Source organism: Streptomyces sp. MMG1121 (genome assembly GCF_001280015.1).
Taxonomy (GTDB): Bacteria; Actinomycetota; Actinomycetes; order Streptomycetales; family Streptomycetaceae; genus Streptomyces.
Genome location: NZ_LGDV01000269.1, coordinates 1 through 8,465 on the forward strand (window position 1 = coordinate 1; position 8,465 = coordinate 8,465).

Genomic DNA, 8,465 nt, shown 5'->3' on the forward strand with positions numbered 1-8,465 from the left:
GCGGGGGGTGTGGACGTTGACTGGAAGGCCGTGTTCGACGTGGGGTCCGCGCGGCCGGTGGAGTTGCCGACGTATCCCTTCCAACACCAGCACTACTGGCTCGATGCGAACGACGTTCCCGCCGTCGAGGCAGACCCCGCCGACGCCGCCTTCTGGGCCGCGATCGAGGCCGGCGACACCGACGCCCTCGCCGACGACTTCCAGCTCAACGCCTCCGTACTCGACGAAGTCCTGCCCGCACTCTCTTCCTGGCGCCGCCGCCGACGGGAACGGTCCGTCGTCGGCGGATGGCGCTACCACCTCGGCTGGGACCGGATCGACACCACCGGCACCCTCTCCGGCACCTGGCTCATAGCTGTCGGCACCGACAACGACCCGCTCGCCGAGGCCGTCGCCGCCGGTCTCACCGAGCGCGGCGCGCAGACCGTACGCGTCGAGGTCGACACCGCGAACACCGACCGGGAGGCGCTGGCCGCCGCCCTGCCCGACCAGCCTGTCACGGGGATCGTCTCGCTCCTCGCACTCGACGGCCGACCGCACCCCGATCACCCCACCTGGTCGCGCGGCACGATCGGCACCGTCACCCTCGTCCAGGCCCTCGGCGACGCCGAGATCGAGGCACCCCTGTGGGCGGTCACGTCCGGCGGTGTCGCCGTCGCCGACCCCGCCGAGCTGACCGACGTCTCCCAGCACGTCATGTGGGGCATCGGCACCGTCCTGGCACTGGACCACCCGCGGACCTGGGGCGGCCTCGTCGACCTGCCCTCCGGCACGGATGCACCCGACCCGCGCACCCTTGACCTGCTGTGCACCGCCCTCTCCGGAGCCGACGACGAGGACCAACTCGCCGTACGCCCCGACGGCCTGCACGCCCGCCGCATGCGCCGCGCCCCGCTGGACGGTGCCCCGGCCACCAAGCCCTGGACCCCGCGCGGCACCGTCCTGATCACCGGCGGCACGGGCGGCACGGGCGCCCACATCGCCCGCTGGCTGGCCGAGCACGGCGCCGAACACCTGGTGCTGACCAGCCGTCGCGGCCCCGACGCGCCCGGCGCCGGTGAACTCCGCGCCGAACTCGAGGCATTCGGCGCGCAGGTCACCATCACCGCCTGCGACGTCGCCGACCGCGACGCGGTCGCAGCCCTCCTCGACACCGTCCCCGCCGAACTGCCGCTGAGCGCGGTCCTGCACCTCGCCGGCGCGCCCCAGACCGAATCACCACTGTCCCGGATCACGGTCGAGCAGTTCGCCGAGATGGGCCGAGCCAAGATCGCCGGTGCACGTCACCTGGACGACCTTCTCGGCGACCGTGAACTCGACGCCTTCGTCCTCTTCTCCTCCGGCGCCGCCGCCTGGGGCAGCAACGGCCTGACCTCGTACGCCGGAGCCAACGCCCACCTCGACGCGCTGGCCCAGCACCGTCGCGCCCGCGGGCTGACCGCCACCTCCATCGCCTGGGGCGCCTGGGACGGCGGCGGCATGGTCGACGCCTCGATGGCGGGCGAGTTCGCCAAGCTCGGCCTCTCTCTGATGGAGCCCCACCTCGGCGTCGCCGCACTGGTACAAGCAGTCGAACACGACGAGACCCACGTGGTCGTCGCCGGCATCGACTGGACCCGCTTCGCCCCTGCCTTCACCCTCTCCCGTCCCCGGCCGCTGCTGCGCGGCCTGCCCGAGGTCGCAGAACTCCTCGCCGACGGCACCGAGGACCGCCCCGGCACCGACGCGTCCGCCTTCCGTTCCGAACTGCTCCGGCTCTCACCAGCCGAACAGGAACGCCTGCTGGTCGGCCTGGTGCGAACCGAGGCCGGAGCCGTCCTCGGGCACACGGACCCCGAAGGCGTCGAGGAGGAAAGGGCGTTCAAGGAGATCGGGTTCGACTCGGTCACCGCGGTGGAACTGCGCAACCGGCTCAACGCCGCCACACAACTGCGTCTGCCCGCCACCCTCGTCTTCGACTACCCGAGCCCCAGGGCGCTGGCCGACCACCTCCGCGCGGAACTCGTCGGTGAGCGTGCCGCCGCAGCCCTGCCCGCCGTCGCACCCTCTGTCGCAACCGACGACCCGATCGCGATCGTGTCCATGAGCTGCCGCCTTCCCGGCGGTGTCACCTCGCCCGAGGACCTGTGGACCCTGCTCGTCGAGGGCCGCGACGCGCTCGTCGACTTCCCCGCCGACCGCGGCTGGGACCTGGACGGCCTGTTCTCCGACGACCCGGACGCCCCCGGCACGACCTACGTCCGCAAGGGCGGCTTCCTGCGCGGCGTCGCCGACTTCGACGCCGGGTTCTTCGGCATCAACCCCCGTGAGGCGCTGGCGATGGACCCGCAACAGCGGCTGCTGCTGGAGACCTCCTGGGAGGTCTTCGAGCGTGCGGGCATCGACCCGACGTCACTGCGGGGCAAGGACGTCGGTGTCTTTACCGGTATGGGAGCCCAGGACTACACCCCACGTCTCGGCGGCGGTGCCGAGGGCACCGAGGGCTACGCGCTGACCGGCAGTGCGGGCAGCGTCGCCTCCGGCCGCGTGTCGTACATCCTGGGCCTGGAGGGACCCGCGCTCACCATCGACACGGCGTGTTCGTCGTCGCTGGTGGCGATGCACTCCGCGATGCAGGCGCTGCGCAGCGGAGAGTGCTCGCTCGCCCTGGCCGGCGGCGTCGCCGTGATGTCCAGCCCCGGCGTCTTCGTCGAGTTCTCACGACAGCGGGGCCTGGCTCCGGACGGACGCTGCAAGGCGTTCGCCGAGGGCGCGGACGGCACGGGATGGGCCGAAGGCGTCGGAGTCGTCCTCCTGGAGCGCCTGTCGGACGCCCGCCGCAACGGCCACGAGGTGCTGGCCCTGGTGCGGGGAAGCGCGGTGAACCAGGATGGTGCATCCAATGGGTTGACCGCGCCGAACGGTCCTTCGCAGCAGCGTGTGATCCGGCAGGCGTTGGCGAGCGCGGGTCTGTCGGCGGCCGATGTGGACGCGGTGGAGGCGCATGGTACCGGCACGTCGCTCGGGGATCCGATCGAAGCGCAGGCGCTGATGGCGACGTACGGCCAGGAGCGCTCCGCGGAGGACCGGCCGATGCTGCTCGGAGCCCTGAAGTCGAACCTCGGTCACACCGGCGCCACCGCGGGCGTGGCGGGTGTGATCAAGATGGTGCAGGCGATGCGGCACGGCGTGCTGCCGAAGACGCTGCATGTGGATGCCCCGTCGTCGGAGGTGGACTGGTCCGCGGGTGCGGTCGAGTTGCTGACGGAGCCACGGGTCTGGCCCGAGGTGGACCGTCCGCGGCGTGCGGGTGTGTCGGCGTTCGGTATCAGCGGGACGAACGCGCACGTGATCCTGGAGGGGGTTGAATCAGCGGCTCCGGCGGAGCGTGCGGTGGTCCCGGACGGCGCGGTGCCGTTGATGGTGTCGGGCAGGTCACCAGGGGCGGTGCGCGCCCAAGCGGCCCGGCTGGCCGGGTTCCTGGACGAAAACCCCGGGCTGAATCTGACCGACGTGGCGTATTCGCTGGCGACGACCCGTGCTCGTTTCGATCACCGTGCCGTGGTGGTGGCGGGTTCGCAGGAGGAGGCGCTGGAGGGGCTCGCGTCGGTGTGCTCGCACACAGCGGCTTCCGGCCGTCTGGGTGTGTTGTTCACGGGGCAGGGATCGCAGCGGGTGGGGATGGGGCGTGAACTGTACGGGGCCTTCCCGGTGTTCGCGGATGCCTTCGACACCGTGTGCGCAGTGGTCGACGAGGGCCTGGGCCGTTCGTTGAAGGATGTGGTCTTCGAGGGCGGTGACCTGCTCGACGAGACGCGGTATGCGCAGCCGGCACTGTTCGCGGTCGAGGTGGCGTTGTTCCGGTTGATGGAATCGTGGGGTGTGTCGCCTGATTTCCTGGGGGGTCATTCGATTGGTGAGGTGACGGCGGCCTACCTGGCGGGTGTGTGGTCCTTGGCGGACGCGGCGACTCTGGTGGTGGCGCGTGGCCGGTTGATGCAGGCGCTGCCGTCCGGTGGTGTGATGGTCGCGGTCGAGGCGGCGGAGGACGAGGTCACGCCGCTGCTGACCCAGGGCGTCGGCATCGCCGCGGTCAACGGTCCGACCTCGCTGGTGTTGTCGGGCGTGGAGGATGCGGTCGAGGCGGTGTTGGCCCGCTTCGAGGTGCGCCGGGTGAAGCGGCTGCGGGTGTCCCATGCGTTCCACTCGCCGTTGATGGAACCGATGTTGGAAGAGTTTCGCCAGGTGGTGGCAGGACTGACGTACCACGAGCCCTCTGTGTCGGTGGTGTCGAATCTGACCGGTGAGGTGGCGGACACGGGGCGGTTGTGTTCGCCGGAGTACTGGGTGGAACATGTGCGGGGCACGGTCCGTTTCCACGACGGCGTGCGGGCATTGCGGGAGCAGAACGTCTCCACGTTCCTGGAGTTGGGTCCCGATGGTGTGCTGTCGGGGATGGTGGCGGAGGAGTGTGTGCCGTCGCTGCGGCGGGACGTACCTGAGGTCCGGGCACTGATGAACACCCTCGGCCGACTGCACACCCGCGGTGTCGATGTCGACTGGGAGAAGGTGTTCTCCGGTACCGGTGCGCACCGTGTGGAACTGCCCACCTATGCCTTCCAGCGGCAGCGCTTCTGGCTGGCAGCCACCGCACCGGCGACCGATGCGTCGATGGGCCACCCGCTGCTCAACGCGGTGATGGCAGTGCCGGACACCGGAGGTGTGCTGTGCACCGGACGGCTGTCGCGCAAGGCCCAGCCCTGGCTGGTCGAGGGCTCACTGCCGGGCACGGGCATGGTGCCGGGAGCTGCCCTGGTCGAACTGGCGATCCGCGCGGGCGACGAGGTCGGTGCCGGTACGGTGCGCGAGCTGACGATCGAGACACCGATCGTGCTGCCCGCCACGGGAGCCCTCCGTGTACAGGTCTCCGTCGGGGGCGCCGATGACGCAGGACATCACACGGTGGGCGTGTACACCCGCTCCGAGCAGGGCGACGAGCCCTGGACCCGCCATGCCACCGGTACGCTCACGCCCTCCGGCGTGATTCCCGCATCGAGTGGTGACGCCGGGACACCGGGGGAGTACATCGAACTCGCACTCGACGAGGAACTGGCTGCCGACGCGGGACGCTTCGGCATTCACCCGGTACTCCTGGAGGCCGCGGTCCATGCGACCGGGCTGTCCGGCCTGTCCGCCGAGTGGCACGGAGTGACCCTGCACACCGCCGGTGCCCCGGCCGTCCGGATCCGCCTGACGCCGACCGGGACCGGTTCCGACGCGCTGCGCCTGGACGTCTACGGTGCGGATGGTGAGGGCGCTCCGGTGGCGTCGGTGGAGTCGCTCGTGCTGCGGGAGGTCACCGAGGAGCAGTTGAAGGTGTCCGGTGGCGGCGGTGATTCGCTGTTCCGGGTGGAGTGGTCTCCTCTGCCGGTGCGTGATGGTGCGGACGCCGTCGAAATGGAGCTTCTGGAGGTACGGACGGCCGCGTTGGACGCCGAGGCCGTGCACGAGGCGACCGCTGGCGTTCTCTCGGGTGTGCAGTCCTTCCTCGCGTCTTCGCCCGGGGGTCGGCTGGTGGTGGTGACGCGGGGCGCGGTGGTTGTCGAGCATGAGGCCGAAGTGGTCGACCCAGTGGCGGCCGCGGTGTGGGGACTGGTGCGTTCGGCGCAGGCGGAGAGCCCGGGCCGGGTGGTTCTGGTGGATGTGGCGGCGGACGGTGCAGTGCCCGCTGGTGCGGTGTTGGCGGGTGTCCTGGAGTCGGGTGAGCCGCAGGTGGCGGTGCGGTCGGACGGGATGTTCGTGCCCCGACTGGTGCGTGCCGTGGCGGGGCGGCCTGGAAGGCCGGTCTTCCGGCCGGGTGGCACGGTGCTGGTGACAGGTGGAACCGGCACGTTGGGTGCTGAGGTTGCCCGGCACCTGGCCACGGTGCATGGTGTGCGGAGTCTGCTGCTGACCAGCCGACGGGGTCTGGACGCTCCGGGCGCCATGGAGTTGAAGGCGGAGTTGGAGCGGGCCGGAGCCGATGTGATCGTGGCGGCCTGTGATGTGGCCGATCGCGGGGAGTTGGCCCAGTTGCTGGCACAGGTCCCCGCCAGTGTGCCGTTGTCGGGTGTGGTGCACACCGCCGGTGTCCTGGACGACGGTGTGATGGCGGGCCTGACACCGGATCGGCTGGCGGCGGTGTACCGGCCCAAAGTCGACGCGGCGTTGGCGCTGCACGAGTTGACGCGGCACCTGGAGCTGGACGCCTTCGTCCTCTACTCCTCCGCGTCCGGCGTCATCGGCGGTGCGGGGCAGGGCAACTACTCGGCGGCGAACGCGTTCCTGGACGCCTTCGCCCAGTGGCGCCGTGCCCAGGGTCTCACGGCCGTGGCGCTGGCCTGGGGCCTGTGGGGTGAGTCGAGTGCCATGACGGGTTCGCTCGGGGAGTCCGACCGGGCACGTATGCGGCGCAGCGGAATCCGGTCCCTGTCCGTCGAGGAGGGCATGGCGCTTTTCGACGCCGGTCTCGGTGCCGACGAACCGGCTCTGATACCGGTCAAGTTCGACCTGGCCGCACTGGCCGCACAAGCGGGGGCCGACCACGTGCCGTCGATGCTGCGAGGCCTGGTCCGCAGGCCGCGCCGGACCGTCCGCACCGGTGTCGCCGGCGGCACCGGCAGCGCGGCGGGGGAGTCCCTGGCCGACCGGCTGGCCACGATGCCGCAGCCCGAGCGACGGCGCGCCCTGCTCGACCTGGTGAGCGCCGACGCCGCGACCGTACTGGGCCGCCGAGAGCGGGACGCCATCGCGTCGGACCGCGCCTTCAAGGAACTCGGCTTCGACTCGCTCACAGGCGTGGAACTGCGCAACCGGCTCATGGCGGCCACGGGCCTCCAACTCCCCGCCTCGGCGGTGTTCGACTACCCGACGCCGGCCGCTCTCGCTGACGTCCTGTTGGAGCAACTGGGCGACTCGCCGGTGTCCGTACTCGCTGAACTGGACAGGCTGGAAGCGGCGTTGAGCACGATGCATCCGGACGATGACGTGATGGCACAGACGGCCAAGCGCCTGCAGGCGTTGGCGACCCGGTGTGCGTCGTCCGGTGCCCCTGTGGAGGACGAGGAGCACTTCGACCTCGAATCCGCCTCCGACGACGAACTCTTCAGCTTCGCGGAGAGCGAGCTCGGCTCTTCCTGACAGCAGCGCCGGCCCCCCACACCTGTTGAGCAGAAGGAATTTCGATGAGCACGAACGACGACAAGCTGCGCGACTACCTCAAGCGAGCCCTCGCCGACCTCAGCCAGGCGCGCAAGCGACTGCGCGAGGTCGAGTCGGAGAAGACGGAACCCATCGCGATCGTCGCCATGGGCTGCCGCCTCCCGGGAAATGTGTCCTCGCCCGAGGACCTGTGGGACCTGGTCGCCGGAGGCACCGACGGCATCTCGTCGTTCCCGACCGACCGGGGCTGGGACGTGAACGGGCTGTACGACCCTGACCCGGAGCGCCCCGGGAAGTCGTACGTCAGGGAGGGCGGCTTCGTCACGGACGCGGCCGACTTCGACGCCGCCTTCTTCGGAATCAGCCCGCGTGAGGCGCTGGCGATGGATCCGCAGCAGCGGCTGCTGCTGGAGACGTCGTGGGAGGTCTTCGAGCGGGCCGGCATCGACCCCATGTCGCTGCGCGGCCGCAACGTGGGTGTGTTCGCCGGTACCAAGCCGCAGGACTACATCCCCAGCCTGGAAAGCGGGGAGTCCAGCGCCGAAGGGTATGCCCTGACGGGCAGCGCCGGCGCAGTCACCTCCGGCCGGGTCTCGTACGCCTTCGGCTTCGAGGGGCCTGCCGTCTCCATCGACACGGCGTGTTCGTCGTCACTGGTCGCCATCCACCTGGCCGCCCAGGCACTGCGCAGCGGTGAGTGTTCGCTCGCGCTCGCCGGCGGTGTGTCCGTGATGGCCACGCCGGGCGCCTTCGTCGCCTTCTCGCGGCAGCGGGGCCTGGCGGCCGACGCACGCTGCAAGGCCTTCGCGGCGGGCGCGGACGGTACGGCCTGGGCCGAAGGTGTGGGCCTGCTGCTTCTCGAGCGCCTGTCGGACGCTCGCCGAAACGGCCACGATGTGCTGGCGGTTGTGCGTGGCAGCGCGGTGAATCAGGACGGCGCGTCCAACGGGCTCACCGCGCCCAACGGTCCGTCGCAACGACGCGTCATCCGTCAGGCGCTGGCCAATTCCGGGCTCCTCGCCACGGACATCGACGCGGTGGAGGCGCATGGTACGGGTACGTCGTTGGGTGATCCGATCGAGGCGCAGGCGCTGCTGGCGACGTACGGCCAGGGCCGGCCGGCCGGGCGGCCGCTGTGGCTCGGTTCCGTGAAGTCCAACCTCGGTCACACACAGGCCACCGCGGGCGTGGCGGGTGTGATCAAGATGGTGCAGGCGATGCGGCACGGTGTGCTGCCGAGGACGCTGCATGTGGACGAGCCGTCGCCGAAGGTGGACTGGTCGGCG

The 8,465-nt window shown here is 70.8% G+C and carries 2 protein-coding genes; both read left to right on the top strand.

Going from position 1 to position 8,465, the window contains the following annotated elements:
- The first annotated feature begins 9 nt into the window (after positions 1-9).
- Positions 10-7,158: a type I polyketide synthase gene (locus ADK64_RS42000; protein WP_053667533.1), complete on the top strand. Its 7,149-nt coding sequence runs from the start codon at positions 10-12 to the stop codon at positions 7,156-7,158.
- Between the two features lie 44 nt (positions 7,159-7,202).
- A partial coding sequence (locus ADK64_RS42005) for a beta-ketoacyl synthase N-terminal-like domain-containing protein (protein WP_199829863.1) occupies positions 7,203-8,465 on the top strand: 1,263 nt, incomplete at its 3' end.